Source organism: Micromonospora sp. NPDC049679 (genome assembly GCF_040659735.1).
Taxonomy (GTDB): Bacteria; Actinomycetota; Actinomycetes; order Mycobacteriales; family Micromonosporaceae; genus Micromonospora_I.
This window is the reverse complement of sequence record NZ_JBFANZ010000006.1, coordinates 99,504-121,538: the sequence shown is the minus strand read 5'-3', so window position 1 is coordinate 121,538 and position 22,035 is coordinate 99,504. Positions and strand designations below refer to the sequence as shown.

At 71.2% G+C, this 22,035-nt stretch carries 24 protein-coding genes; 12 read left to right on the top strand and 12 right to left on the bottom strand.

The window, feature by feature from the left end:
* Nucleotides 1-193 precede the first annotated feature (193 nt).
* The 5 genes from AB0J06_RS06455 to rplI all read left to right on the top strand — a co-directional run bounded on the left by AB0J06_RS06455 (nt 194) and on the right by rplI (nt 3,005).
* A complete protein-coding gene (locus AB0J06_RS06455) occupies nt 194-1,027 on the top strand; it encodes a hypothetical protein (protein ID WP_357425292.1) in 834 nt (277 codons plus the stop codon).
* A gap of 321 nt (nt 1,028-1,348) precedes the next feature.
* On the top strand, nt 1,349-1,639 hold the full coding sequence (rpsF, locus tag AB0J06_RS06450; RefSeq protein WP_357425290.1) for a 30S ribosomal protein S6: 291 nt from the start codon (nt 1,349-1,351) through the stop codon (nt 1,637-1,639).
* Between the two features lie 99 nt (nt 1,640-1,738).
* Nucleotides 1,739-2,257: a single-stranded DNA-binding protein gene (locus AB0J06_RS06445; protein WP_357425288.1), complete on the top strand. Its 519-nt coding sequence runs from the start codon at nt 1,739-1,741 to the stop codon at nt 2,255-2,257.
* Nucleotides 2,258-2,301: 44 nt separating this feature from the next.
* Nucleotides 2,302-2,541: a 30S ribosomal protein S18 gene (gene rpsR, locus AB0J06_RS06440; RefSeq protein WP_007073789.1), complete on the top strand. Its 240-nt coding sequence runs from the start codon at nt 2,302-2,304 to the stop codon at nt 2,539-2,541.
* A gap of 14 nt (nt 2,542-2,555) precedes the next feature.
* Entirely contained in the window at nt 2,556-3,005 is a 450-nt protein-coding gene (rplI, locus tag AB0J06_RS06435; RefSeq protein ID WP_357425286.1) for a 50S ribosomal protein L9, read from the top strand.
* A 64-nt stretch (nt 3,006-3,069) separates the two neighbouring features.
* Here rplI and AB0J06_RS06430 read toward each other — a convergent pair whose 3' ends face one another.
* Nucleotides 3,070-4,050, bottom strand: coding sequence for a hypothetical protein (locus tag AB0J06_RS06430; protein WP_357425284.1), 981 nt, complete (start codon nt 4,048-4,050; stop codon nt 3,070-3,072).
* Between the two features lie 43 nt (nt 4,051-4,093).
* On the opposite strand from AB0J06_RS06430, the gene AB0J06_RS06425 reads away from it, so the two are divergent.
* The gene (locus AB0J06_RS06425) at nt 4,094-4,354 is read left to right on the top strand and encodes a hypothetical protein (protein ID WP_357425282.1); all 261 of its coding nucleotides are present in this window, start codon (nt 4,094-4,096) and stop codon (nt 4,352-4,354) included.
* A 481-nt stretch (nt 4,355-4,835) separates the two neighbouring features.
* Complete coding sequence (gene dnaB, locus AB0J06_RS06420) at nt 4,836-6,242, top strand: replicative DNA helicase (protein ID WP_357425279.1); 1,407 nt, start codon at nt 4,836-4,838, stop codon at nt 6,240-6,242.
* A gap of 137 nt (nt 6,243-6,379) precedes the next feature.
* Here dnaB and AB0J06_RS06415 read toward each other — a convergent pair whose 3' ends face one another.
* The 6 genes from AB0J06_RS06415 to AB0J06_RS06390 are packed head-to-tail and all read right to left on the bottom strand — an operon-like array spanning nt 6,380 to nt 12,152.
* A complete protein-coding gene (locus tag AB0J06_RS06415; protein WP_357425277.1) occupies nt 6,380-6,781 on the bottom strand; it encodes a zf-TFIIB domain-containing protein in 402 nt (133 codons plus the stop codon).
* A gap of 22 nt (nt 6,782-6,803) precedes the next feature.
* Nucleotides 6,804-7,439, bottom strand: a complete 636-nt coding sequence (locus tag AB0J06_RS06410) for a phosphoribosyltransferase family protein (protein ID WP_357425275.1) — start codon at nt 7,437-7,439, stop codon at nt 6,804-6,806.
* A gap of 36 nt (nt 7,440-7,475) precedes the next feature.
* Complete coding sequence (gene crcB, locus AB0J06_RS06405; RefSeq protein ID WP_357425273.1) at nt 7,476-7,850, bottom strand: fluoride efflux transporter CrcB; 375 nt, start codon at nt 7,848-7,850, stop codon at nt 7,476-7,478.
* Entirely contained in the window at nt 7,847-8,269 is a 423-nt protein-coding gene (crcB, locus tag AB0J06_RS06400; RefSeq protein ID WP_357425271.1) for a fluoride efflux transporter CrcB, read from the bottom strand. Before crcB (AB0J06_RS06400) ends, crcB (AB0J06_RS06405) begins: the two co-directional genes overlap by 4 nt.
* On the bottom strand, nt 8,266-9,606 hold the full coding sequence (locus tag AB0J06_RS06395) for a glycosyltransferase 87 family protein (protein WP_357425403.1): 1,341 nt from the start codon (nt 9,604-9,606) through the stop codon (nt 8,266-8,268). Before AB0J06_RS06395 ends, crcB (AB0J06_RS06400) begins: the two co-directional genes overlap by 4 nt.
* Nucleotides 9,606-12,152, bottom strand: a complete 2,547-nt coding sequence (locus AB0J06_RS06390) for a bifunctional diguanylate cyclase/phosphodiesterase (RefSeq protein ID WP_357425269.1) — start codon at nt 12,150-12,152, stop codon at nt 9,606-9,608. Before AB0J06_RS06390 ends, AB0J06_RS06395 begins: the two co-directional genes overlap by 1 nt.
* 618 nt (nt 12,153-12,770) lie before the next feature.
* Here AB0J06_RS06390 and moaC point away from each other — a divergent pair.
* The 4 genes from moaC (at nt 12,771) to AB0J06_RS06370 (ending at nt 15,586) form a co-directional block, all read left to right on the top strand.
* Nucleotides 12,771-13,262: a cyclic pyranopterin monophosphate synthase MoaC gene (moaC, locus tag AB0J06_RS06385; protein WP_357425267.1), complete on the top strand. Its 492-nt coding sequence runs from the start codon at nt 12,771-12,773 to the stop codon at nt 13,260-13,262.
* Nucleotides 13,259-13,738, top strand: coding sequence for a MogA/MoaB family molybdenum cofactor biosynthesis protein (locus AB0J06_RS06380; RefSeq protein WP_357425265.1), 480 nt, complete (start codon nt 13,259-13,261; stop codon nt 13,736-13,738). The genes moaC and AB0J06_RS06380 overlap by 4 nt, the downstream gene beginning before the upstream one ends.
* Nucleotides 13,739-13,851: 113 nt before the next feature.
* Nucleotides 13,852-15,108 (top strand): molybdopterin molybdotransferase MoeA, encoded by a 1,257-nt coding sequence (locus tag AB0J06_RS06375; RefSeq protein ID WP_357425263.1) that lies wholly within the window; start codon nt 13,852-13,854, stop codon nt 15,106-15,108.
* 40 nt (nt 15,109-15,148) lie between these two features.
* The gene (locus AB0J06_RS06370) at nt 15,149-15,586 is read left to right on the top strand and encodes a molybdenum cofactor biosynthesis protein MoaE (protein ID WP_357425261.1); all 438 of its coding nucleotides are present in this window, start codon (nt 15,149-15,151) and stop codon (nt 15,584-15,586) included.
* On the opposite strand, the gene AB0J06_RS06365 is transcribed toward AB0J06_RS06370, so the two are convergent.
* The 5 genes from AB0J06_RS06365 to AB0J06_RS06345 all read right to left on the bottom strand — a co-directional run bounded on the left by AB0J06_RS06365 (nt 15,573) and on the right by AB0J06_RS06345 (nt 20,926).
* Entirely contained in the window at nt 15,573-17,045 is a 1,473-nt protein-coding gene (locus AB0J06_RS06365; protein WP_357425259.1) for a glycosyltransferase 87 family protein, read from the bottom strand. The two genes, AB0J06_RS06370 and AB0J06_RS06365, sit on opposite strands and share 14 nt — an antisense overlap.
* Before the next feature lie 214 nt (nt 17,046-17,259).
* A complete protein-coding gene (locus AB0J06_RS06360) occupies nt 17,260-17,805 on the bottom strand; it encodes a DoxX family protein (protein WP_357425257.1) in 546 nt (181 codons plus the stop codon).
* 135 nt (nt 17,806-17,940) lie between these two features.
* The gene (locus AB0J06_RS06355) at nt 17,941-19,230 is read right to left on the bottom strand and encodes an ATP-binding protein (protein ID WP_357425255.1); all 1,290 of its coding nucleotides are present in this window, start codon (nt 19,228-19,230) and stop codon (nt 17,941-17,943) included.
* Nucleotides 19,231-19,350: 120 nt separating this feature from the next.
* Nucleotides 19,351-20,094, bottom strand: coding sequence for a hypothetical protein (locus tag AB0J06_RS06350; RefSeq protein WP_357425253.1), 744 nt, complete (start codon nt 20,092-20,094; stop codon nt 19,351-19,353).
* Between the two features lie 157 nt (nt 20,095-20,251).
* Complete coding sequence (locus AB0J06_RS06345) at nt 20,252-20,926, bottom strand: hypothetical protein (protein WP_357425251.1); 675 nt, start codon at nt 20,924-20,926, stop codon at nt 20,252-20,254.
* A gap of 85 nt (nt 20,927-21,011) precedes the next feature.
* Between AB0J06_RS06345 and AB0J06_RS06340 the strand changes: the two genes are divergently transcribed.
* Nucleotides 21,012-22,028: an EamA family transporter gene (locus AB0J06_RS06340; protein WP_357425249.1), complete on the top strand. Its 1,017-nt coding sequence runs from the start codon at nt 21,012-21,014 to the stop codon at nt 22,026-22,028.
* Nucleotides 22,029-22,035: the final 7 nt, after the last annotated feature.

The following is a 22,035-nucleotide window of genomic DNA, read 5'->3' as shown; positions in this document are numbered from 1 at the left end:
ACGCTCCGATCGCTGCCTGGACGGAGCGACGTTCGGCACGTACGCGGCAAATCGCCCATCTCTCCCGCGTCACCGCCGGCCCGGCCGCGTCGTTACTCCGATAGATCCTCGTTACGTCCGGTAGATCCACTGTTCTGTCTCCGGGAACCCGTCCGCACCATTCGAACGCGTTACCGAGCTGGGGAGATGGTGAATGTCGCAGCAGCTTCGACAGCGCTCCGTCGCCACCGGGATCGCCATGCTCTTCGCCGCCGCCCCGGTGCTGGCCGCGAAGATCGCGTACGCCGATCCCGGGCCCACGCCCGGCGCCCCGGTGCAGGAGAGCGGGCAGGAAGTCGTCTTCGCCGGTGACAACGTTCTCGGCGTCTCCTGCGCGGCCACCCCGAGCGCCACGTCGGTGACGGTGCCGGCGGAGAGCACGTTGCGCGTCGTGAACCAGACGGGTCGGCGGGCCCGACTGCTGATCGACGGCGACACGCAGGGCGAGATCGCGCATGGCGCGGCGGCAGAGGTGCTCTTCCACCGCGGCCCGGTCTCGCTCGCGCTCAAGCCCAACTGTGTGGTCGCCGAGGAGTCGTCGATCCGGGTGGAGGTGGTTCCCGGGAGCCCGGTGACCCCGTCGGCGGGCTCCACCGCGCCGTCCGGCCCGACAGGACCGGGGCGGACCCGCCCCGCCACGCCGGGCACCGACCATCGGCGTGGCGGCGACGAGTCGACGACGCGCGACCCGGCGGAGGAAACCACCCGGGCCGTTCCGGACGGACCGGATGCCTCCCGCGGTGCGGAGGGCTCGTCGACGGGGTCCGCGGACCCGGGCGACCCGACTGCCGTGGGCGCCGCCGAGCGGCCGGCCGGTCCGGACGCCGACCGTATCGCGGCAGAGCCGATGGCCTCGGTTGAGCCGGTCCAGAACGGCGGATCGGTGGCACTTCTAGCCCTGATCGCCACAGTTACCATCGTTGGCGTATCAGCCGGGGCTATTCGGGCTATTCTCGCTCAACGTGTAACCCGGACTTCTCCGGCGTAAGATAACTACAAACAGGCTCCGCGGGGCGCCTCTTATCCAACCTCGTCGGTGTGGTCGTTCCTCCCCAGGTCCCACCCAAGGAAAGCGGATAGGTCGCGCCCCGCGGCTCTCGTCAGACGGGGGTCTCGTCCGGTCGCCACGCGGCGCGGAGGAGACCCCCGTCGACGCGCGGCGGGGGTCGGCGACGGCTCTCGCCGGAATCCCGGTATTCTGGTCAGGTTGTGCGTGTCGCCGGGGGGCTTCCCCGGTCGTCACGCGCACGACGCAGACCTCCTGTCACGGAAGGACCGTGACCGCTAGCCCAGAGGAGGTGAGTACGTCTTGCGTCATTACGAAGTCATGGTGATCCTCGATCCAAGCCTCGAGGAGCGCACCGTCGCCCCATCGCTCGACACGTACCTCAACGTGATCCGGACCGCGGGTGGCTCGGTGGAGAAGCTCGACGTGTGGGGCCGCCGGCGCCTCTCGTTCGAGATCAATAAGAAGGCCGAGGGCATCTACGCCGTCATCGATCTGCAGGCGGAGCCTGCGGCGGTGGCCGAGCTGGACCGTCAGCTCCGACTCAACGAGTCGGTGCTGCGCACCAAGGTCATCCGGCCGGAGATGCGCTGAGGCGCATTTCCCGGCACGCCCGGACCAGCCTCATCGGCGCTGTCGTAGGGCTCTGGCAGCCTTACCGCAGGCAACGATGAGTGCGCGAGGAGATGGCTCATGGCAGGAGACACCACCATCACGGTCATCGGCAATCTGACCGATGACCCCGAGTTGCGCTTCACCCCGTCGGGTGCGGCGGTCGCCAAGTTCCGGGTCGCTTCGACGCCCCGGTTCATGGACAAGGCTTCCAACGAGTGGAAGGACGGCGAGCCGCTCTTCCTGGCCTGCACCGTATGGCGGCAGGCTGCGGAGCACGTCGCCGAGTCGTTGCAGCGGGGCGCCCGTGTGATCGTTTCTGGTCGGCTGCGTCAGCGGTCGTACGAGACGCGTGAGGGCGAGAAGCGCACCGTCATCGAGCTGGAGGTCGACGAGATCGGCCCGTCGCTGCGCTACGCCACGGCGAAGGTGCAGAAGATGTCCCGCTCCGGTGGCGGCGGTGGCGGCTTCGGCGGTGGCGGTGGCGGCGGTGGCCAGGGCGGCGGAGGTAACTTCGACGACCCGTGGGCCACGGCGGCTCCCTCTTCCTCGCCCTCCGGTTCGGGCGGCGGCAACTTCGACGAAGAGCCCCCGTTCTGATGCCGGCCCCCAGCGGCCGGGACCGCAAACCAGGAGCAAGATCAATGGCGAAGGCTGCGGCACTGCGCAAGCCGAAGAAGAAGGTGAACCCGCTCGACAAGGACGGGATCACCTACATCGACTACAAGGACACCGCGCTGCTGCGCAAGTTCATCTCCGACCGCGGCAAGATCCGCGCTCGGCGGGTGACCGGGGTTACCTCCCAGCAGCAGCGGCAGATCGCTCGTGCGGTCAAGAACGCCCGTGAGATGGCGCTCCTGCCGTACACGGCCACGGCACGCTGAGAGGAGGCACCGACATGAAGATCATCCTGACTCAGGACGTGTCCGGCCTCGGTGCCCCCGGCGACATCGTTGAGGTCAAGGACGGCTACGGCCGTAACTACCTGATGCCGCAGGGCCTCGCGATCGGCTGGACCAAGGGTGCGGAGCGTCAGGTCACGGTTATCCAGCGGGCCCGGTCGGCCCGCGAGATCCGCGACCTGGGCCACGCCAACGAGGTCAAGGGCCAGCTTGAGGGCCTCAAGGTAAGCCTGGCGGTGCGTGCCGGAGACGGCGGGCGCCTGTTCGGCTCGGTCACCCCGGCCGAGATCGTCGCCGCGGTGAAGACCGCCGGCGGGCCGATCCTCGACCGGCGCCGCCTGGAGCTGCCCGGCCACATCAAGTCGGTCGGTTCCTACCCGGTGAGCGTCAAGCTGCACCCGGAGGTCACCGCCAAGTTCAACCTGAACGTGGTCAAGGCCCAGTAGCACGACCTGCGAAAGGGGCGACGCGCCGACCGGCGCGTCGCCCCTTTCGTCGTCGTCATGGCGGTCAGCCAACGGGCTGCCCCGTGAGGGCGCTGAAGACCACGGTGGAGAGACCGCCGCCGACGACCGCGGCGGCGAGGCCGACGCTCGCCGCGCGCCACGTCCCGCTGGCCCACCGCAGCACGATCGCGACCACCAGGCTCGCCAGCAGAGCGGCACCGAACTGCGGCGCCCCACCGACCACCGACGCGATCGCCTGGGCGCGCTCCGACTGGCACCCACCACCGGTGACGTCGGTGACGCAGCCGGCCGGTGGCGGGGTGTTGTCGAGCGTGAACGTCCACAGCGCGAAGAACAGGACCGGTACGGCGTACCAGAGCGCGGTGTAGAGGAGCGAGGCGACGTGTCCGCCGGGATCGAAGTCCAGCAGCTCCTCGTCGGGGCCTCTGCCCCGTCCGCGTCGCACGGGCGGACGGTAGACCTGCCGGACGGGTGGCGGCGCCGGACGGCTGCGCGGCGGCCGCGGATAGGCGACGGCGGGTGACCGGGGCGCCGACACGGGCGTCTCCACCCAGCGCGGGTCGTCGCCGGCCAGCCGCGTGCCGGACCAGAACGTGTCGTCCGAGTCCCGCCAGGAACTCTCCGTCTCGACCGGGCCGCGCGGCTGCCGTCCGGGCGGCTCGGTTCGCGGCCAAGCGCCCGCATCACTGGTGGCGCTCCAGCTACCGGTGTCGGTGATCCGGTCGAACTGGCCGGTGTGTGCGCCCTGCCGCCACTGCCCCGCGCTCGTGTCGTCCCGCCAGTCGCGCGGGTAGGGGTCGCGGCTCCACTCGGCGCTGTCGCCCGGTTCGGACCAGCTCGACGCGTGCGGGTTGCGCCATTCGCCGGTGTGCCCGGCACGGGTCCACTCGCCGGTGTCGTCCGACCGCTGCCACTGGTCGGTCTCCGGAGTGCGCTGCCATTCCCCGGTGTCGGCCGGCCGGTCCCAACGGCCGGTCGGCGCGCTCTGCCGCCAGCCGCTGCTGGACACGGGGCCGCTACTCATCGGGCCACTGCTCATCGGCCGGCTGCTGACCGGACCGCTGCTGATGGGGCCACTGCTCATCGGCCGGCTGCTGACCGGACCGCTGCTGAAGGGACTGCTGCTGACCGGGCCGCGAGCCGCCGGCTCCGGCAGGTCGCCGTCATCGCGATGCCGCCCGCTGCCGCGTGGCGCGGGAATCGCCGAGCTCGGTGCGGGGGTCGCCGAGGTCGGCGCCGGCGCGGCTGAGCTCGGTGGCGTCCAGTACGCGTCGTCGAAGCCGCTGTCGGTCAGGTCTGTCCTCCCAGATTGGCGCCCGGAGCGGTAGCTCTGGCCCCAGGACGTGCCGGCGGACAGATCGTCGGCCGCACGCGGCTCGTCGTCACCAGCCCACGACGTCGCCGGACGGCGCTCGTACGGGGTGCGATCGCCGTACCCCCAGTCCCGGTAGTCCACCGCCGGAGCGTGACCTTTCTGATACCGAGTCGCAATCGGCCATCTGGACAGATTCGTCGTTGGCGATGATAGCCGGTCGTCGTCAACGACACATGTCCAGATTTCTTTCCTCCACATGCTGGGGACCGAGAAAGCGCAGTTCAGACCGGGTGTGCGGAGAAATCCCACGACGTTGTGCACAGGATGTGCACAACCCTGCGCACATCCGTGAGGCCGCTGTCCACAGCTTCTCCCGAACTTCGTCCACCGCGGTGTTTGGGGCTGTGACCTCGGGTTTCGTATGGTGGCGGCGGACAGAAGTGTCGTACCCCGGCGGTTCGCTACGGGCACAGTCAATCGAGCGGAGGCTCCGGGTGTCGATCACGGACGATGTGCGTGCCGAGGCGAGGACTCCCAGTCCGCCTCCAAGCGCCCCGATCCAACCCGTCGGCCAGTTCGACAAGACCCCGCCGCAGGACATCGCGGCGGAGCAGTGCGTGCTCGGTGGCATGTTGCTCTCCAAGGACGCGGTCGCCGACGTCGTCGAGATCCTGAAGTCGAATGACTTCTACCGGCCGATCCACTCGGCCGTCTTCGACGCGATCCTGGACCTCTACGGCCGGGGCGAGCCGGCCGATGCCATTACCGTGGCCGCGGCCCTCTCCGACTCCGGTGACCTCGGCCGCATCGGTGGCGCCCCCTACCTGCACACCCTCATCGCCAGCGTGCCGACCGCGGCCAACGCCTCCTACTACGCGCGCATCGTCGGCGAGCGGGCGGTGTTGCGCCGTCTGGTCGAGGCGGGCACGAAGATCGTCCAACTCGGATACGGCTCGGCGGCGGGTGGCGGCCGTGACGTCGACGACGTCGTCGACCTCGCCCAGCAGGCGGTCTACGACGTCACCGAGCGCCGGGTCCGGGAAGACTTCGCCAGCCTCGCCGACATGCTGCAGCCCACGCTCGACGAGATCGAGGCCGTCGGCGCGCAGGGCGGGGTGATGACCGGGGTGCCGACCGGATTCACCGACCTCGACCGTCTGCTGAACGGGTTGCACCCCGGCCAGCTGATCATCGTGGCGGGCCGCCCCGGTCTCGGTAAGAGCACCGCCTCGATGGACTTCGCGCGGAACGCGGCGATCAGGGCCAACTGCGCCAGCGCCATCTTCTCGCTCGAAATGAGCAAGGTCGAGATCGTCATGCGACTCCTCTCGGCCGAGGCGCGGGTGCCCCTGCACGTGCTCCGCTCCGGGCAGCTGTCGGATGACGACTGGTCCAAGTTGGCGCGCCGGATGGGCGAGATCAGCGAAGCCCCGATCTTCGTCGACGACACGCCCAACATGAACCTGATGGAGATCCGGGCCAAGGCGCGTCGGCTCAAGCAGCGACACGACCTCAAGATGATCGTCGTTGACTATCTCCAGCTGATGAGCTCACCGAAGAAGACCGAGAGCCGTCAGCAGGAGGTCGCCGAGCTGTCCCGTGGTCTCAAGCTGCTGGCCAAGGAGGTCGAGTGCCCGGTCATCGCGGTCAGCCAGCTGAACCGTGGCCCTGAGCAGCGCACCGACAAGCGTCCGCAACTCTCCGACCTGCGTGAGTCGGGATCGATCGAGCAGGACGCCGACGTGGTGATCCTGCTGCACCGCGACGACTACTACGACAAGGAGTCGCCGCGGGCCGGCGAGGCGGACTTCATTGTCGCCAAGCACCGAAACGGCCCGACGGACACGATCACCGTCGCGGCGCAGCTCCACCTGTCCCGCTTCGTCGACATGGCGGTCTGAGCGCGTCGGTCACGACGACCGGCGGGGGTTGTCCGCTCCGGGCGTTCAGCCGACGAGGGGAAACCGCACGTCGGGGCCGCGTCGAGCGCCGCCGGCCGAGGGGGTGCGCGTCCTCGGCCGGCGGCGTCTCACGCGGATCAGTCGAAGAGTTCGCCCAGGAAGCCGCCCTTGCGGCGCTTGTTGCGGTAGTGCCCGTGGTAGCCGTAGTGGCCGCCGTGGACGGGAGCCGGCGGATAGCCGTGGGTCACGGGCGGCGGTGGCGGGACATGGGCCGGCGGGTAGCCGGGCTGGTGGTGCTGCGGCGGGGGCGGCGGCACGTAGCCACCGGCAGCGGGCGCGCCGGCGTGACCCGGCTGCGGCGCGGGCGGCGCCGGTGGAGCACCGTGCTCCCGGTTCCAGCTCGCCTCGGCTTCGAAGAGCTTCTCCAGCTCACCGCGGTCGAGGAAGATCCCGCGGCACTCGCCGCACTGGTCGACAATCACGCCGCTGCGCTCGTACTGGCGCATGTCGCCATGGCACTTCGGACAGGTCATCTGCATTACTCGACGGTACCGGCTGCTGTCACCCCCGCCCGGACAGCGTCGCCGTGACCTCGTCGTCGGAAACCTGCTCGAAGTCCTCGTAGAACTGTCCGACCGCGCGGAAATCTGCCGGCCGAAGCAGGCAGAGCAGTTCATCGGCCACCGCCGACACGGCCGAGCACGCCCCGACGGAGCCGACCGGTACGGCCACCATGATCCGATGGGCACAGAGCCGGCGACAGACCATCACGGCCGCGCGGATGGTCGCCCCGGTCGCGAGTCCGTCGTCGACGATCACCACCGTGCGGTCCCGCAGATCGAGCGGCGGGCGACCCGGCCGGTAGAGCTCCGCACGTCGCTGCAGCTCCTCGGTCTCCGCCCGGACGACCTCGGCGATCTCCTCGGGGTCGAGCCGCCCGGCGACCTCGGCATTGAGCACCTGCACGCCGTCCGGGCCGATCGCTCCGAACGCCACCTCGTGTTCTGACGGAAGCCCGAGCTTGCGGATCACCAGCACGTCCAGCTGCACCCGTAGCTCGGCGGCCACCACCGCCGCGACCGGGATCCCACCGCGGACGAGACCGAGCACCACGACGTCCGGCCGGTCGGCCAGGTGCTTCAGCCGGCTGGCGAGCGCCTCACCGGCCGCGACCCGGTCCCGGTACGGCGTCTCCATCCCTCTGGTGTACGCCTGATGGCGGGTGCGCGTTGCTCAGACGGCCAAGCTCGACGTGAGCTGCCAGCCGAGCGCGGCTGACGTCAGTCCCGCCGCCACGGTGACGGTGACGTTGAGCAGCGCACGCGCCGCTCCGCTGCCGCCCTGGCCGGCGAGGCGCACGGTCTCGTAGCCGAAGGTGGAGTAGGTGGTGAACGCGCCGCAGAAGCCCGTACCGAGGAGCCAACCCAGCGATCCGGGCAGTGCGCTGCCGGACCCGGCCAGGAGACCGAGCAGGAGCGACCCCGCCACGTTGACGGCGAGTGTGCCCCACGGCAGTGTCCGGCCCCATCGGGCGGTGACCGCCCGGTCGACGAGGAAGCGGGCGGTCGCTCCCACCGCTCCGCCGACCATCACCAGCACGAGCGTCACGATGGGTGCCGCACCGTCGGGAAACCGAGCCACCGCACGATCAGCATCCCGAGCCGGACCGCGAGGAGCGCGCCGACCAGCGTGCCGAGGACGTACGCGGCGGCCAGCGCGGGCCGACCTGCGGCGAGCAGGGACCGGCTCTCCACCGCGTAGGTCGAGAATGTGGTGAAGCCGCCGAGCACCCCGGTGCCGAGGAACGGCCGGACCAGCCGGTGCGGGGCGATCCGTGCCGCGATGACCTGCATGAGCGCCCCGAGCAGAACGCATCCGCTCACGTTGGTGAGCAGGGTCGCCCACGGAAAACCAGCGACCGGGGTGGGCCAGGCCAGCGCGAGCCCGTACCGGGCCGCCGAACCGATCGCGCCACCCGCCGCCACCGCGACGACCACCCCTCGGGCCGTCTCCTCGATCGGCGTCATGATGTCGCTGCCGCCGCCGGTCGTGACCGATGGTTTTCCTCGACGGCCGGTGCGGGGACCGCCATCCGCAGGGCCGCCGCCCAGGCCAGGAAAGCGACCGGATAGAGCAGGTAGCCGAAGCGGGTAGACGGCATCAGCGCGATGGCCGCGAGTAGCCCGTATCCGCAGACGAGCGCGGCTTCGGCGGGCGTGCGGGGCGGACGGCGGGCGAGTCGGACGGCGATCGCCAGCCCGGCGCCGACGAGCAGCGCCGCAGCGATGATCCGACCGCCGGGCAGTGTCGCGGCGATGAGATAGCCGGGGAACGGCGACTGCGCGGGGCTGTGGACCAGCCCATGGCCGAGCGGAAAGTGCACGACGTTTTCGAGCAGCGCGCCGGAGTCGACGAGCTGCGCGGGCAGCAGCGCCGCGATCGGCAGGCCGACGGCGCCGACGCCGAACCGGATCGCGGCGCGGCGGCCGCGGGTGCCGGCGTACCCGAGAAGAACCAGCGCGACCGGCCAGGCGAAGAGTTTGAGGGCCGCGGCGAGCCCGACCGCGAGGCCGGCGGCGCCGGGTCGGCCGCCCGCGAGGAGGGCGAGGGCGAGGAGACAGAACGCGAGTACGGGGATGTCGTCCCCGCCGGTCGCCAGGGTGAGCGCGCAGACGGGCAGCACGGTGGCGAGCTGAACCGCCCGCAGAACGGCGCGGTCGTGGGCGGCCGTCTCCGGCCGCGCCACGGGGCTGCGCCGCAGCACCGCGACGGCGGCCACGAGCGCGGCCACGGTGGCGAGACCGAACCAGACGCGCGCGTCGGTCCACCAGGCGACGCCAACGGTGGCGCGCGGCAGGCCGAAGAGCGCCATCCCCGGCTGGTACGGCAGGTAGCCGAGCAACTGTTCGCCGGCCGGCAGGGCAGCGATCGCGTCGCGGCCCAGGTAGGGGCTGCCGTGTTCGAGCAGGCGCAGGCCGCCCTGCTCGACGACGATCACCTCTTCCTGGGCGCGGTCGACGCGGCCGGCGGCCCGTTGCACGCACTGCACCACCATCGGCAGCAGCGCGCTCGCGGTCCAGGCGAAGACCGTGATCGCGGCACGCGCGCCGATGCCGGTCAGCCCCGACGCGCTCCCCCGCCAGCGGGCGACCATCTGCGCGGTCACCGCGACGGCCGCCGTCGCGTAGCCGACCGTGGCCACCGCTCCCCACGCCCGATGCGGCGCCAAGGTGGAGGTGAGCGCCGTGACGGTGGCGAAGACGGCGGAGAGTCCGTACAGCAGGAGATCGACCGTGAGGCCCCCGGCCGCTCGGTCCGCGCTCGACCAGGTAGCGGAGAGGCCGGTCGGGGCCTTGGGGACGATCACGCGGGCAAGTGTGGCAGACGGTCCGGGCGGGTGCGGGCGGCTGCCCGCCGACCCGGCGCCAGGCGGATCACCGCCCCCTCGTCGTGCAGCGGCGGCGCGAGCACGCCGGGGCGGCCACCGGAGCCGCGGCGCAGGGCGGTCAGCAACCGGGATGCCGGCATGGGTCGGGCGAAGAGATGGCCCTGTCCGGCCGCGCACCCCAGCTCCCACAGCGCGTGGCGTTGCGGTTCGCTCTCCACCCCCTCGGCGACCACCACGAGGTCGAGACTGCGGCCGAGGTCGATCGTCGAACGGACGACGGCGGCAGCTTCCGGCGAACTCTCCATCGCCATCACGAACGCCCGGTCGATCTTCAGCTCGTGGACGGGGATCCGGGAGAGGACCGACAGCGAGGAGTAGCCGGTGCCGAAGTCGTCGAGCGCCAGGCGAATCCCCTCGTCGCGCAGCTGTCCGAGCACCTGGTCGACCACGTCCAGCTGGCTGATGGTGAGCGTCTCGGTCAGCTCCAGGAACAGCCGATCCGGGGGCAGCCCGTGCGCGTTCAACCGGGCCACGACCGAACTCGGGAAGTGCGGGTCGAGCAGGCTCCGCGGCGAAACATTGACGGCCACCGGCAGGTCGAAGCCGGCGTCACGCCACGTGCACGCGGCCGTGAGGGACTGGTCGAGTACGGCGTCGGCGAAGGCCGGCAGCAGCCCGGACCGCTCGATTGTCTCCAGGAACCGCAGGGGGTTGATGCGGCCCCGGTCCGGGTGGTGCCACCGTGCCAGCGCCTCGGCCGCCACCACCTCGCCGCTGCCGAGGTCGACGATCGGCTGGAAGTTGACCGTGAACTCGTGCTCGGCGACGGCGCGGGGCAGGTCGCCGCCGAGGGCGAGCCGGGCGACGTCCGCGGTGTCCCGGTCCCGGGCGTACGTGGCGATCCGCTGACCGGCCCGCTTCGCCTGGTACATCGCGACGTCCGCCCGGCGGAGCAGCTCGGGCATCCCACCCGTGCCGGGGGCCACCGCGATCCCCGCGCTGGCTTCCACGTTGATCCGCATGCCCTCGAGCTCCATCGGCTCGTGCAGCGCGGCCAGCAGCCCTTCGGCGCGGTGCGCGGCCATCGCCGGCGCGGGCAGACCGCTGAACAGGACGGCGAACTCGTCGCCGCCGAGCCGGGCGACCACCTCCGCCGGATGGGCGGCGTTGCGCAATCGCTGGGCGACTTCGGTGAGGACCCGGTCGCCCGCCGGATGGCCGAGTGTGTCGTTGATTTCCTTGAAGTGGTTGAGGTCTACCAGCAGCAGCGCGGCCACCCCGTCGGCGTGCCGTACGGCCAGCACCTCGGTTCCGCGTTCGAGCAGCTGGCGCCGGTTGGCGAGCCCGGTGAGCGGATCGTGTGCCGCGGCGTGTGCGTGTTCCTCGGCCACCCGGGCCAGCTCCGCGTAGGCGGAGGCGTTGCGGATCGCGGTGCACAGGGCCGACGCGAAGGTGCGGAGCGTGTACTCCTCACGTTCGGAGAGGGTCACCGGCTCCCGGAACCGCAGGCGCAGGGCGCCGACGTCGCCACCGCCGGAGTGGTCTTCGAGTGGAGTGCGGATCACGGCGTCCGCGCTGCCCGGCAGCTCGCTCGGCGCCCCGTCGTACACGACCGTGTCGCCGTTCCCCCGCACCATCCGCGGACGGGGTCCGAGCCGCACCTCCACGTCGACCTGGTCCGCGGAGAAGAGCTGGGCGGCGCGGGTCACGGCCGTCGAGAGCACGGCGTCGAGTTGGACGACGTTGAGCTCGTCGGTCGTCTGGGCCAGCCGTTGCCACGCCTCGCGTTCCTGGCGGGCGCGGAGCCGGCCGACGTGTGACAGGTGCAGGGCGAACACCACGGGCGGCATCGCCAGCAGCAGGGCGGGGCCGAGGCTGACGATCGTGACGGTGGCGATCGCGATCACGAGGTTGGCCAGCCGGAACGTGAGCCGGCTGTCGCTGTCGCGGAACGCCACCTGTCGCCAGGACCGGTTGGTGGCCAGGGCCATCACCCGGGTGCCGAGGAGTTCGTCGATCACCGCGTACGCCGCGGCGGCGGCGAGCAGCCCCGTCAACTGTCGGCTCCACGCCAACGGGCCGGCCGCTTCGAAGGTCGGCAGCAGGCCGGCGGCCTGTGCGGCGAGGCTCGCCGCGGCGGCGGCGGTGGTGTCCTTGCCGACGTTGAAGGCGAGCTTGAGCGGCTGGTTACGGGTGACGGCGTTGGCCAGTGCGACGCCGCCGGCGGTGCAGAGCACCACCCAGGGGGGCGGTAGCAGGGCCACGGCCACCAGGATCGCTGCCGAGGTGGAGGAGAAGGCCTTGATCTGGGCGCGTACGCGGATCTTGGCCTGCAACCCGTTCGTGACGGCGACCAGTCCGGCGAGAGCGATCGGATACAGGAGGGAGACCGGCGGTGCGGTCAGGTGCAGCCCGGCGACGACAAGGCAGCTCGCCGCCAGTACGACGACTAGACCGACGAGCAGCCGCAGCCGCTCTTCGGTCTTGTCGTCCGTGCTCGTCGGTGACCCGTCGTCTCGCATCCCTGCTGCATCGTGACCGATGGGTGGGGACCGTTGTCAACCACTGCGGGCCAGGAATTTGTGAACTTGGCCGGGATAACAATTCACCGCCAGTCGTAGTCGCGCATGTCACACCCCTCAATGAATCGCAAAACCGAATTACGGCCCAATTCGCCGAGCGCGGAAGCGCATCCGTTTCCCGCTGCGAACTACCCAAAGGTTAAATGCGTGACAGGGGATCTGTGAATAGTAATATGTCGGTCTTTTCATGAAATGCGAATCAGAATGGCTTTTGTATTATCTGGGTGACGAAATGACGACGCAGAGCTAAATTAATGAATGCTGTCGGTCGTCGGATAGTCACCACGCGACTGGCGTCAGGCCTCGCATCCGACCTGATCCGTACGGCCAACCACTCCGTACCAATCAGATGCTTCCTGCTCATTCTTCCATCATCAATACGACCCGGGGCCGCGCTATAGCGTCCATTAGCGCATGCGGCCGCAATCGTCCAAGCCGCCCGCCCAATATCACGTCGGCCGGGGGCGGCCGCGTGCGCCGACCGCCGTGAGCGGCGGTAGCGGGACGCCCGACAACCTGTACCGCGCGGCGTCGGGCACACGTATATAGGCTCCCCACGTGACCGATCCAGCAAACCTGACACACGTCGACGAAACCGGAGCCGCCCGGATGGTGGACGTGTCCGCCAAGTCGGTAACGGTGCGCCGGGCGGTGGCCGCCGGGCTCCTGCGGACCACGGCGGAGGTGGTGGAACTGCTGCGCCGCGACGGCCTGCCCAAGGGCGACGCGCTCACGGTGGCGCGGCTCGCCGGCATCATGGGCGCGAAGCGCGCCCCCGACCTGATCCCCCTGTGCCATCCGATCGCCCTGCACGGTGTCACCGTCGAGCTGCGGCTCGGCCACGACACGGTCGAGATCACCGCCAGCACCAGGACGGCCGACCGCACCGGTGTGGAGATGGAGGCCCTGACGGCCGTCGCCACCGCCGGGCTCGCGCTGGTCGACATGGTCAAGGCCGTCGACCCCGCCGCATCCATCGACGGCATCCGGGTGCTGCGCAAAGAGGGCGGCAAGACCGGCGACTGGATCCGACCGGAGGATCGTCCGTGATCCGCGCCCGCGTGATCGTCGCGTCCAACCGGGCCGCGGCCGGCGTCTACGCCGACACGAGCGGCCCCCTTCTCGTGACCGGACTGCGCGAACTCGGCTGCCGGGTCGACCAGCCCGTGGTCGTGCCCGACGGTGATCCCGTGGAGGCCGCGCTGCGCCTGGCGGTCGCCGACGGGATGGACGTGGTGATCACGAGTGGCGGCACCGGCGTCACCCCGACGGACCGTACGCCGGAGGCCACCCGGCCGGTGCTCGACTACGAGATCCCCGGTATCGCGGAGGCGATCCGCGCGCACAGCCGGGACAAGGTCCCGACCGCGGTGCTCTCCCGGGGCCTCTCCGGCGTGGCGGGACGGAGTCTCGTGGTCAACCTTCCCGGCTCCACCGGCGGGGCCCGCGACGGACTCGCCGTGCTCGGGCCGATCCTGGCGCACACGGTGGACCAGTTGCGCGGTGGCGACCATCCCGCACCGTGACGCCGCCGGTCCAGGCAGGTCGTGATCGCCCGGACCCGGGACGCCGCGCCGTGACCGACTCTCCGAGTGACCGACTCTCCGAGTGGTCCGACCCGCGAGGATAGGCTCGGCGGATGACCGCAGGAACGGCCGTCGCCACAGACCCGATGCCCGCGTCCGTCCCCGTCGACTGGCGGGAGGCACGGTCCCGGGTCTACGCCGCCGGTCTGGCCGCCGCGCTCGACCCGGTCGATCTGGCGCTGGCCCGCACCGACGGACACACGCTCGCGCAACCGCTGACCACGCTGACCGACCTGCCTGCCTTCCCCACATCGAGCGTGGACGGCTGGGCGGTGCGCGGGGCGGGACCGTGGCGGCCGGTCGGCCAGGTGCTCGCGGGGGGAACGCCGTCGCCGCTGACCGAGAAGGGCACCGCGGTCGAGATCGCCACCGGCGCGATGCTGCCGGACGGTGCCGACGCGGTGCTGCGGGTGGAGGAGTCCGCGCGTACGGCCGACGGACGGATCAGCGGCGTGCCACGCGCGCAGCCCGAATGGCGCGTGCCGGGCGAGGAGGCGACCGCGGGCGAGGCGCTCCTTCCCGCCGGCACGCCGGTCGATCCGGGGCTGATCGGCCTCGCCGCCTCATGCGGCTACGACACCCTGCGGGTCCGCCGGATGCCGCGGGCGGCGCTCCTCGTCTTCGGCGACGAGCTGCTGACCTCCGGACCGCCGGGCGCCGGCCGGGTACGGGACGCGCTCGGCCCGGCCGTGCCGTTCTGGTTGCGCCGATACGGCTGCCGCGTCGACCCGGAGCAGGTCGTCGCCCCGGTCGCCGACACCCTCCCCGCGCACGTCGCGGCGCTGCGCCGGGCGCTCGACGAGGTCGACCTGGTCTGCACCACCGGGGGCACGATGCACGGCCCGGTGGACCACCTGCACCCGGCGTTGCGTGAGCTGGACGCGGAGTACGTGGTGAACACGGTGGCCGTACGGCCGGGTTTCCCGATGCTGCTGGCCCGGGTCGCCGGCGCTGACGGCCGGCCACGGTTCGTCGCGGGGCTGCCCGGCAATCCGCAATCGGCGATCGTCGCCCTCGTGTCGCTCGTCGCGCCGCTCCTCGCGGGCCTGCACGGCCGTCCCGAGGCCGAGCTGCCGCAGGTGACCCTCGCCGAACCCGTTCCGGGGCGGGGTGACTACACACATCTGGCTCTGGTCCGGGTCGACCCCGTCGAGGGGACCGCGCGTCCGCTCCGCCACGTCGGCTCGGCGATGCTCCGCGGTCTCGCCCGGGCCGACGGCTTCGCGGTGATCGGGCCGGGCGCGAACGGGGACGCCGGATCCCGCGTGCCGCTCGTACCGTTGCCGTTGCTGCCGGGAGAGCGACCGTGAGGCCGCGAACCGTCATGGTCGACAACGGAAGGTGGAGCCGATGACGTCCTCGATCACCGTGCGGGTCCCGCTGCTCGCGGTGACCACCGATCCGCTCGACCTGAGCGCCCACGAGGCCGCGGTCGCCGACCGCCGGGCCGGGGCGGTGGTCTCCTTCCACGGAGTCGTGCGCGATCACGATCACGGACGGGGCGTCACGACGCTGGAGTACGAGGCGCATCCGAGCGCCGCCGACGTGTTGCGTCAGGTGGCGACGGAGATCAGCGCCGACCCGGCGGTCTACGCGATCGCGGTCTCGCATCGCGTGGGGCCGCTCGCGATCGGCGATGTGGCGCTCGTCGCAGCCGTGAGCACCGCACACCGGGCTGCCGCATTCGAGGCCTGCGCCCGGTTGGTTGACGAGGTGAAGGCCCGCCTGCCGGTGTGGAAGCGGCAGGTCTTCGCCGACGGCACCGAAGAGTGGGTCAACTGTCCCTGAGGTGGTTCGCCGAGACGCGTCCCGGCGACCGTCGGTCGACCCGCATCGCGGGCTCGGCGTAGAAGGCCGGCTCGGCGCCGGGACGCCACGGCAGGGCCGCGACGATCACGATCAGTGCCAGGGCCAGCGAGTTCTCCATCAGCACGCCGAAGAGCCCGTCGTGATAGTGCGAGACCCGGGGCAGTTGGTGCTCGTACGGCCAGATCGGCGAGATCAGGAACAGCACGTAGAGCGCGACCGCGGCGGTCGCGTGTCGCAGGCCGGTCAGGGTCGGGAACCAGATCGGGCTGCGGAGGCCGGAGATCCCGGCGACGCCCGTGCCGGTCGGCAGGGTGAAGCCGCGGTGTGCGAGACCCCGGCTCGCGCCCCGCCGGCGCATCGCCGCGTCGGCGAGCACGATGATCGCCGGGATCACGAAGACCAGGTGGTGCGACCAGGAGATCGGGCTGATCACATTGGCGGTGAGCCCGATCAGCGTGAACGCGGTCAGTTCGTCGCCGTCGGCGTGCGCGTGCGACGCCCGGGACATCCCGACCGCGAGCAGCAGCAGCGCGAAGGAGAGCCAGAGCAGCCCCGGCGTCTCGATCGAGTCGTAGAGACGGGCGAGCACGCCGGCGAGCGACTGGTTCGGCGTCATGTCAGCGGCGCCGATCCGCTCGGTGTGCCACAGCACGCTCGTGAAGTAGGCGGTGGACTCGCGCCCGGCGATGACGAACGTCGCCATGGTGACGCCGAACGCGGTGGCGACCGCGGTCACCGCCGCGCGCCACTGCTTCGTGACCACGAAGTAGACGATGAAGAGCGCCGGGGTGAGCTTGATCGAGGTCGCCAGACCGATGCCGGCGCCGGCCCATGCGCCACTGAGCCAGAACCGCCGCAGCGGCCCGCTCGTCCCCGCCGGGCGCGCACCGCCGCGGGCGCGCCATCGCAGCGCGACCAGATCCGCCATGGTCAGCGCGAAGAGCAGCAGGTTGACCTGCCCGTATCCGAGGGTCTCGCGGACCGGCTCGATCGCGATCGCGAGCGGCAACGCCAGCCCGACCGCGAACCAGTGCGACCACCCGCAGCGGTCGGCGATCGGCCGCAGGAGCGCGGCCAGCACAACCGCGAGCGCGGCGATGCTGCCGGCGACGTTGACCCAGCCCGCGGCCTCCGTGGGCAACACGGCCATGGGCAGCATGACCAGACCCGCGAAGGGCGGGTATGTGAAGCCGAGAGTCGTCAGCGGTGCGATGAACTCGTAGAGATCGTTGCCGCCCGCCCACCAGACCACCGCGCCGTGGTAGATCTTCATGTCGAAGAAGTTGTACGGGCGCCCGAACGTCTGAATGGCGAGCCATGCAGCGTAGAAGGCGGCGGCGACGATGCCGATCCGTACAACTGTCCGAAGATCGATCCCACGGGTTACGCGGCGGACTGGGGCAAGGCGGCTCGTCCGCGTCCCGACGGTCGCCGGCATGGCGTGGCCACCCCCGTACCAATGTCGTACTTCCCGCCCAGGTCCATCCAGGAGCCTAGAACGGTCAGTGACTGGAATGCCTGCTGCGTTACCCGACCGTGTCCGATCCCACACTGGTTCGCGACTTTTCCCACCGGTTAACGCTACGTGTGCGGTTCAGGTGGTTGACGCCACCGAATGCCTAGAAGAGAGTAAATATCCGTATCGACTTAGGTCAACCCGGTAAACGCCGGGCGGTCGTCGCCGACCGTACCGCGATCCGCGCATCCCGCTTGGCGCCGCGGACCGCGCGCCGTACCGACCGGCGCCCATCATGCACCGCATGGCTGGTGCGCCATCGCAATCCCGGCCGCCCTCCAGTGTCCGCCGCGGCGAGGAGCAGTCCGCCCAGAAGGCCTAAATTTTTCAAGAAATGTATCTGCTGGGCCTGGCGGTCGGTCCGGTCGTCGACCGTCCAGAAGGGGTGCCCTGCCACTGTGGTCGGCACCAGGGAACCCGCCAGGATCGCCGCGGCGGGCCGGGTGAGGCGCCCCGTCGCCAGCAGCGCTCCGCCGACGAACTGGGCGGCGCCATTGAGCTGTACCAGGGCGCGCGCATCGGTGGGCAGTCGGGAGTCGACACTCTCCAGCCAGGGCGTGATCCGATCCGTCACCCGCTTGGCCTGCGGCACAAGCTGCTCCGGATTCGCCATCGCCCGCGCCCCGCTGATCACGAATATCCCGCTCAGCAGAGCGCGAGCGGCCGTGCGTACGGGTCTCATGGATCAGTCATACCCAATTCGTCCGGTCGGCACCCGTCGAATGGCGGGACCCGGTACGGCTGGCGGCTGTCGCGGCTGTCCGGATGAGACGGAGTGGGAAAACGGGGTGACGCACGACGACGGTCGCGCGTCCGGTCAGGCCGGCTGGGTGCGCAGGTAACGGCCGAAGTGCGGGACGGTGAACGCGACCGTCCCCCGTTCACCGGAGTAGATCAGGCCTTTCTTGATCAGAGCGTCCCGTGCCGGCGACAGGCTCGCCGGTTTGCGGCCCAACGATTTGGCGATCTCGGCGGTGGGCACCGCGGCGTCCATGTCGTCGCGCCCTTCTCCCACGGCGGTGTCCCCGGCGATGCTCTCCCCCGCGACACCGTTCCCCGCAGAGCCGGCTCCCCCCATGAAGGACAGCGCGGCCATCGCGCGCATGTATTCGCGTTCGGCGGGCGTGGCCCGCTCGAAGCGTGATCCGAAGAAGCCGACGGCGAGTTCCGCTTCGGCCTCCGGCGCGGCGACGTGAACGTCGGCGGCCGTGATCGGGGATCGGGGCGCGTGGTCCCAGGTGGTCTTGCCGTAGGCCTGCACGAAGTAGGGGTAGCCGCCCGACTTCTCGTAGAGCAGGTCCAGCGCCTTCTGCTCGTACTCGACGCTCTCCCGCCCGGCCGGCGCGCAGAGTGCCTGATCCGCCGCGATACGGTCCAGCCGGTCGATGCGCTGGTAGCGGAAGAGCCGTTCGGAGTAGGACTTGGCGGCGGAGAGCACGGCGGGCAGGTGGGGCAGGCCGGCACCGACCACGATCAGCGGGCCGCCGAGCTGGGACAGCTCGTGGCAGGCGGCGCAGAGCGCCGAGACGTCCTCAGCGCCGACGTCCTGCATCTCGTCGATGAAGATCGCGATGCCGGTGCCCACATCGGTGGCGAGGTCGGCGGCGTCGCTGAAGAGTTCGACCAGATCGATCTCGATGTCGCCTGAGTCCGCGCGTCCTGCGCTCGCCGGAACGTCGATCCCCGGCTGCCAGCGGTCGCGCAGCCGGGGCGCGCCGCGGCCCGTGGCGGGCGGATTCGCCCGTAACGCGAACGCCTTGAGCACGCCGAGGAACGCGTCGATCCGGTCCGGTGCCCGGTGGTGCGGGGCCAACTCGCGGATCGCCATGTGCAGCGCGGCGGCCACCGGTCGGCGCAGCGACTGATCGGGACGTGCCTCGATCTTGCCGGTCCCCCAGAGCCGGTTGATGGCCTGGGAGCGGAGGGTGTTGAGCAGGACGGTCTTGCCGACCCCGCGTAGGCCGGTGAGCATGAGGCTGCGTTCGGGCCGGCCGCGGGCGACCCGTTCCAGGACGACGTCGAAGACGTCCAGCTCGCGGCCGCGACCGGCGAGCTCGGGCGGGCGCTGACCGGCGCCCGGTGCGTACGGGTTGCGGACCGGATCCACGCCTTGCACGTTATCGGCCCATCTAGGGCCACGGCTAGACGAACGTAGATGTGGGTAGCGCGTGTCGAGACAAAACTAGGGCTGTCTAGCTTTTTTGCTAGACAGCCCTAGTGGTCGGTATCAGCGCTCCTTCATGCAGAGCACGAAGTCGTTGAGGCTCCCCGACCCGTCGCGGGTGAACGTGGCGTCGGATTCCGGCGCACCGCCGAACCTGTTCTTGCACCGCTCGGTGTCCGTCGTGAAAGGGATCTTGGCGAGGATCTCGAAGGTGTTCGGCCCACACGGCACCTTACGCAGCTCCGCGTCGCTGTTGCTCCCTTCGTTGACCACGCAGTCGCCCTTGGCGAAATTGTCGTCATCCGTCGATTCGGGACTCGGGCTCGGACTCGGCGAGCGGGACGCGCTCGGACTCCGGGTCGGTGCGGCAGCCGGCGTGGACTCGCTGTCGTCGTAGTTGGCCACGCCGTAGGCGACCAGACCGCCGCAGAGGCAGAGCAGAAGGAGTACGACTCCCCCGATGATCAGCCCGATCTTGAGCCCGCGCTTCGGCCGGGCGGCCGGTGGAAGCGGCATGCCGGGCATCGGCGGCTGACCCCACGCCGGTGCGCCCGACGGCGGCGCGGGGTATTCCGACGGCGGCGGCGGATAGCCCCCGCCCGCAGGCGGATAGCCGCCGGCGGGCGGTCCGCTCACCGGTGGCGGCGTCGGATAGGCGGGCGCTCCGCTGACCGGTGGCGGCGGCGGGTAGGCCGGGGGCGGCGGATAGGCGCCCGGCGGGGGCGGAACCGGCGGCTGCGCCGGGTGCCCGTACGGCTCTTCGGGCTGTCCCTGGCCGGGCGGGCCCGGCGGTCCGTAGCTGGACATGATCTCCCTAGCGTCGAAGGACGCACGCGGTGAGACCCGGTCCGGTGATCTCCCCCCGTGCCCCTGGCACGGTAGCCTGACCAGGCCAGCGCCGCTTTTCTCGCCCGAGCGGAGACCAGGTGGCGGGATCTTGGACTCCCTCGCCCGGCTACGGCGGTCAGCGCAACTTGAGGCAGAGCACGTAGTCGAGCACGTCCAGCTCGCTCTTGAAGTAGTACCAGTTCGTGTAGCCCGGTACCGTGCCGCATTTCAGCTTGGCGTCCGCCTCACCGACGGTCGCACCGTCGAAGCGCGCCAGCACCTCGTACGTCTTCGAGGCACAGGGCGCGATCGTCAGCTTCGGCTTCGTGGCATCACCGTCGCTCTTCAGACACTCCCCCGTCTTCACGAACCGCGCGTCCGACGAGGCGGCCTGCGGGGTGCCCGCCTCCGCCGGGGGGGTCGGAGTCCGGGCTGTCCCGGCCCCAGGGCCCGTCGAATCCGCCTCGAATGCCGTGTCGGAGCGGTTGAGCAGGTAGATGACGGTCGCTGCGCCGGCGATCGCCAGCACCGGCACGACCGCGGCGAGGACGATCCACGGATTGACCCGCCTCCGCCTGCGCGGCCGCTCGCCGTCGGGTCTCCCCGCCGGCGCGGACCCGATGGGCGGACTGCCCGCCTCGTAACGCCCGCCACGGGGGTAGCCGTTGTGGTCGCCGGTCGGATCCGGTCGGCTGGTCGGAGCCGGCCACGGGTCAGCCGGCGGGCCGTACGCGTCCGGCGGTTGCCCGCCCGGCCACCGGGCTGCCGCGCGGCGGTTGTACGGGGCGCCGGGCGGCCCGGGGTTCGACATGGACTGTCCTCCTCCACGCCAGACGTGAGACGCTGGCCACGCGTCCGGGACGGCGGTCGTGTGGTCACCGTAGCGTGACGTCCTGATGAGCTCATCCACCGGAAGCATGCCGACGTCGCCGGGTCTCCCCGGACAGCCCGCCCCGCCCGAGACCGCCACGGTCGTCACGCCGGCCCGCCCCGCGACCCGGCCGGCGTTGATCTGGGCCGCTCTGGCGATCGTCTACGTCGTCTGGGGCTCCACCTATCTCGGCATCCGCATCACGGTCGAGACGCTGCCACCGTTCGTGTCGGCCGCCGCCCGGTTCTCGGCCGCCGCCGTGCTGCTCGCCCTGATCCTGCGGCTACGCCGCGGCCGCGGCGCGCTTCGGGTCACGCCGCGGCAGCTCGGCGGCGCCGCCCTGGTCGGCGTGCTCCTGCTCGCCGGCGGCAACGGGCTGGTGGTACTCGCGGAGTCGGGGCCGGAGGGGGTGGCCGTGCCGTCCGGCATCGCCGCGCTGCTCGTCGCGACCGTGCCGCTGCTGGTCGTGCTGTTGCGGCTGTCGACCGGGGACCGCCCCAGGATCGCGACCATGGCCGGGGTGGCCGTCGGCTTCGCCGGTCTGGTCGTGTTGGTGCTGCCCGGCGGCGGCGCGCCCGCGGCGCCGATCATGGGGGCGCTGACCGTGGTCGTCGCGGCCGCCTCCTGGTCGATCGGCTCGTTCTCGTCGGGGCGGCTACCCATGCCCGCCGACCCGTTCGTCGCGACCGTCTACGAGATGCTCGCCGGCGCCGGCGCGCTCGTCCTGCTCGGGGTGGGACGCGGTGAGTTGCGCGGGTTCGACCTCGGTGCGGTCTCCACGCGCTCGTGGCTGGCGCTGGCCTATCTGATGGTGGCCGGCTCGCTCGTCGCCTTCACCGCGTACGTCTGGCTCCTGCACCACGCGCCGATCTCGCTGGTCTCGACGTACGCGTACGTCAACCCGGCGGTCGCGGTGGCCCTCGGCGCCCTGCTGCTGGCCGAACCGATCAGCGCCCGGGTGCTCCTCGGTGGCGCGATCATCGTGGTCGGCGTCGCGCTGGTGGTCTCCACCGAGCGGCGCCGTCAGGACCCGCGTACCTGACCGCACG

What these genes read in the sequence shown, in the direction of transcription:
- AB0J06_RS06455 (WP_357425292.1), top strand. Translation starts at nt 194, where the DNA reads ATGTCGCAGCAGCTTCGACAGCGCTCCGTCGCCACCGGGATCGCCATG.
- AB0J06_RS06445 (WP_357425288.1), top strand. Translation starts at nt 1,739, where the DNA reads ATGGCAGGAGACACCACCATCACGGTCATCGGCAATCTGACCGATGAC.
- rpsR (WP_007073789.1), top strand. Translation starts at nt 2,302, where the DNA reads ATGGCGAAGGCTGCGGCACTGCGCAAGCCGAAGAAGAAGGTGAACCCG.
- rplI (WP_357425286.1), top strand. Translation starts at nt 2,556, where the DNA reads ATGAAGATCATCCTGACTCAGGACGTGTCCGGCCTCGGTGCCCCCGGC.
- AB0J06_RS06430 (WP_357425284.1), bottom strand. Translation starts at nt 4,050, where the DNA reads ATGAGTAGCGGCCCCGTGTCCAGCAGCGGCTGGCGGCAGAGCGCGCCG.
- AB0J06_RS06425 (WP_357425282.1), top strand. Translation starts at nt 4,094, where the DNA reads ATGGGGCCACTGCTCATCGGCCGGCTGCTGACCGGACCGCTGCTGAAG.
- AB0J06_RS06415 (WP_357425277.1), bottom strand. Translation starts at nt 6,781, where the DNA reads ATGCAGATGACCTGTCCGAAGTGCCATGGCGACATGCGCCAGTACGAG.
- AB0J06_RS06410 (WP_357425275.1), bottom strand. Translation starts at nt 7,439, where the DNA reads ATGGAGACGCCGTACCGGGACCGGGTCGCGGCCGGTGAGGCGCTCGCC.
- crcB (WP_357425271.1), bottom strand. Translation starts at nt 8,269, where the DNA reads ATGACGCCGATCGAGGAGACGGCCCGAGGGGTGGTCGTCGCGGTGGCG.
- AB0J06_RS06390 (WP_357425269.1), bottom strand. Translation starts at nt 12,152, where the DNA reads ATGCGAGACGACGGGTCACCGACGAGCACGGACGACAAGACCGAAGAG.
- AB0J06_RS06375 (WP_357425263.1), top strand. Translation starts at nt 13,852, where the DNA reads ATGACCGCAGGAACGGCCGTCGCCACAGACCCGATGCCCGCGTCCGTC.
- AB0J06_RS06370 (WP_357425261.1), top strand. Translation starts at nt 15,149, where the DNA reads ATGACGTCCTCGATCACCGTGCGGGTCCCGCTGCTCGCGGTGACCACC.
- AB0J06_RS06365 (WP_357425259.1), bottom strand. Translation starts at nt 17,045, where the DNA reads ATGCCGGCGACCGTCGGGACGCGGACGAGCCGCCTTGCCCCAGTCCGC.
- AB0J06_RS06360 (WP_357425257.1), bottom strand. Translation starts at nt 17,805, where the DNA reads ATGAGACCCGTACGCACGGCCGCTCGCGCTCTGCTGAGCGGGATATTC.
- AB0J06_RS06350 (WP_357425253.1), bottom strand. Translation starts at nt 20,094, where the DNA reads ATGTCCAGCTACGGACCGCCGGGCCCGCCCGGCCAGGGACAGCCCGAA.
- AB0J06_RS06345 (WP_357425251.1), bottom strand. Translation starts at nt 20,926, where the DNA reads ATGTCGAACCCCGGGCCGCCCGGCGCCCCGTACAACCGCCGCGCGGCA.
- AB0J06_RS06340 (WP_357425249.1), top strand. Translation starts at nt 21,012, where the DNA reads ATGAGCTCATCCACCGGAAGCATGCCGACGTCGCCGGGTCTCCCCGGA.